Source organism: Arthrobacter sp. H14 (genome assembly GCF_000520495.1).
Lineage (GTDB): Bacteria > Actinomycetota > Actinomycetes > Actinomycetales > Micrococcaceae > Arthrobacter_C.
In genome coordinates this window covers 1-3,215 of sequence record NZ_KI914622.1, presented here as the reverse complement: position 1 = coordinate 3,215, position 3,215 = coordinate 1, and the positions used below count along the sequence as shown (strand labels likewise).

Below are 3,215 nucleotides of genomic sequence, written 5' to 3'. Positions count from 1 at the left end.
GAGCCCGCCGCTGACGTAGGCGCGGTTTGCTCCGGGACGGATACTCGGGTCTCGTCTGCTGGTCCCGTGCCGGGGCGGGTCGCCAGCCGTTCTGACAGCTTCATCACACCACCACCCGGCGATGGAGCTTGCGCTGAGATTTGGCGCGCCAGCTCGGGTCGAAGCGCTTCACCAGGGATCGCAAGCCTTTCGTGGCCGGATCGCGGACCTCTTCCTGTAACAGCGGAACCCCTCGGTTGGTGGCCACAGACAGCGCCCGGGATCTGGGAACGGAAATGTCCACAGGCGCCCCGAGCGTTGCCTCGATATCCTGGACGGACAGACCGGTCTTTGAATCTGCGAAGTTGAGGACGACATGCCGGTTTTCAGGGATCAAGTCCAGCTGGTTGAGCAGATCCATCCCGGTACGCAATCCGCGTACGCTTGGCACGTCCATCCCCGTGACCCAGACAGCGTCGGTGCACACCTCGAGGGCCGCCAGACTGTGTTCGGTTATTCCCGGTCCGGTATCGACCACTACGTACTGAAATTCCATCGCCAGCTGTTGCAGTAGTCGGGATAGTTGAGGCACTGAAATATGGTCGGACTCGACCGGGCTCTTTGGCGCACACAGCGCGTAGATTCCGGTCGGGTGCGCGGTAAGGAATGCCTTCAGGACCATCGAATCCTGGCTCGCGGAGGGAGTGACGGCGTCAGTCAAAGTGTATTCAGGGTTGAGGTAGAGCCCGGATGCGACATCGCCGAACTGCAGGTCCAGATCGACGAGGACGACGTTCATCGGGGCGATTTTGCCGAGTCCGACAGCTATGTTGGTGGCGATTGTTGTTTTTCCAACGCCGCCCTTAGGGGAGAACACTCCGATGACCAGACTATTTTCAGTCCGCGTAGCTGACATCGTCGCCTCGGACCGCTTCCGGCTGGCGGACGCTTGGCACGCGCGTTCCAGCAGCATGCGTATATTGGCGACGTCCGCCATCGGATTCAGAACATCCCTGACCCCGGCACGCATCGCATGCATGATCAATTCCGGCTGATTTTCGGCAACGAGAATCAGGCTTATTTCCGGGTGCTGGACGTCGAAGACGGTCGCCAGCCGCAGAGCATCGTCGAGAGGCAGATCCGGCCCGATAATCAGTACTTCGGTCCGTTCCGCAGATAACTGTGCGAAGATTTCCTGCGGTTGGCTATGGAGGACATCAGCTGGCAGGGACTGCACGTTCCCGGGCAGTGATCCTGTGGTCGCCTGCCGTAACCGTCGCTCAAATTCCTGATTCGGACTGATGAGGATAAACCGACTCATTCGTACACCTCAGTCTTGGTTATTACTTCGTTTTCACTTTCGGTTGCGTTTGCAGGTTCCTTGGTCAGCCACAATGTGCCGAATTCATTGCCATGGACAATCCTGGCCGATTTTGCGTCATCGACAGCGACCGTCAGCAGTAGTGATCCCGCGGGAAGGGCAGCAGTATCCTGCTCAGAACCCTCCTCTGTGCCGGGTACCGGCGCCTTCTGAACGTTCGTCAGAAGCACCTTGTGGTAGACAAACTTCGTAGTATCTATGCCCTCGAACTCCGGCGAGGGCCCTGGGGCATAGGAGATATGCACACCGATCTGATCGCCTGGTGCGAGATTCCCGCCAACGGCGCGCTGGGGCTCCAGAAGGAAGGACAATTCCTGTAAGCCTTTCGGGACCTCAACAGCTCCGGATGCTTCGAGCTCTTTAGGATTAATTAGCCGTTCAGCAACCAGCTGTTCGCCGGCGACCAGACCCACTTCGGTTACTTTACCCGCCGACTTTTTCAGGTCTTTCAAGGCCGACTTGGCGACGGCGGACGCTGGCAACCGTTTTACGGCCAGCGACTCGGCCAGCAGCTCGACATTTGTGCCTGCGGCGACCTTCTCCTGGACGACGAGGACCTCGATGGGTTCGAGCCCCGCCATCGCGCGCTTATCGGCGGCCTGGGCGTAAGTAAAGACCAACAGCGCCCCCACAATGGCGAGGACAATTGCGGCCAAGCCGGCAATGAGTCGTGACTTCACTATTCTTCGTCTCCAAGTGTCAGGTGGACAACGGTCGTGTCCAGATCTTCAATGACGGGGCCCAGCCCATATCCATCTTCCAGCGATACCATTTCGACGAATTTGCCGATGACGCCGCGACAGTTGCCCGTACATGCTGCGTCGCCGACGAACGCGCTGGTGTTGTGGAACGCCTCACTGCTGAAGTACCAGCCATGAATCTCTACAGCCGCGAAACCGATCAGACTGAATTGTGCAGGAGTCACGGAATCATCAACATCATCGAAGATTGGAAACAACTCAGTAGGTGGGTCACCAGCAGTGAGCTGTGCTTTCCACGAGGCGAAGACTTCCCCGCAATTGGGAGGGGCATCATTCCCGGGGCTGCTTTCGGCGTACTCTTCGATGACATTGATGTCTGCCGAGCACTCGCCTTCCTGTTGGGGCAGCTTGCCGAAACCTCCCGGGACGACGTGGCCCGAGGGGCCGTACTCGCAGGAAGCGTCGGCGTCGTCGCCATGGCTGACGAAAAGTTGGAGTTCGCCCGTTTCCTCTACAAGCTGGCAGATGGAAAACGCAACCGGAAATGGCGCTGTACCCTCCACCGGGCTTCCCCACTCGGCGGTGGCCTGGGCCCTTACTTCGGCTGAAGGAATGCCAAGCGCGTTGGCGAAAAAGAGCGAGACGCTGTTCTCGTCTCCGCCGGCTTCCTCGGCTCCTGTTATTACGGTGACTGTTCCCGCATCCTGATCGAGTGCGACATTATCGATGTTGGTGAGCCCATCATTGGCGTTCTGATCGGCAAAGGTCGTGGCCAACGGCGACGTCTCGGAACAGAGTGCATCGCCGGCATCTTCCGCGCAGGACTGCGCAATACTCAGCGCTTCAGCATCGGCACCGTTCTGGAGCTGAGCCTTTTCGGCGTACATTAGGCCGACATCAATGACGAGGGCTGCGAAGCCGAGTAGTGCCACCATCAGGATGGCAACGATCACGCTGGCTGCACCACGCTCATCATCGATCGCGCGGGTTATCCGCCGCATTGCATAACTCCAGTGCCTCTTAAATCAAAGGGGCCAGCGATTCCCGTCATGCTGTCTAGCGAGTAATCAATCGTGAAAGTGACTTGCTCACCGGGAGAGTCGCACGGGTTTACGATCGTAATGTCTGCTGTATTGATGGCGGGGTTCAAAGAC

The 3,215-nt window shown here is 58.5% G+C and carries 3 protein-coding genes; all 3 read right to left on the bottom strand.

Translation table 11 applies throughout. From position 1 onward, the window contains the following. Positions 1-103: 103 nt before the first annotated feature. From Y707_RS0103145 to Y707_RS0103135, 3 genes are read right to left on the bottom strand one after another with little or no spacing between them, the layout of a single operon-like run. The gene (locus Y707_RS0103145) at positions 104-1,300 is read right to left on the bottom strand and encodes a CpaE/TadZ family protein (RefSeq protein WP_026533998.1); all 1,197 of its coding nucleotides are present in this window, start codon (positions 1,298-1,300) and stop codon (positions 104-106) included. Next, positions 1,297-2,040 carry a Flp pilus assembly protein CpaB gene (cpaB, locus tag Y707_RS0103140; RefSeq protein ID WP_026533997.1) on the bottom strand — a complete coding sequence of 248 codons (744 nt, stop codon included), beginning with the start codon at positions 2,038-2,040 and terminating at the stop codon, positions 1,297-1,299. The genes Y707_RS0103145 and cpaB overlap by 4 nt, the downstream gene beginning before the upstream one ends. Continuing rightward, positions 2,040-3,062, bottom strand: coding sequence for a pilus assembly protein TadG-related protein (locus Y707_RS0103135; RefSeq protein WP_026533996.1), 1,023 nt, complete (start codon positions 3,060-3,062; stop codon positions 2,040-2,042). The genes cpaB and Y707_RS0103135 overlap by 1 nt, the downstream gene beginning before the upstream one ends. Between the last annotated feature and the right edge of the window lie 153 nt (positions 3,063-3,215).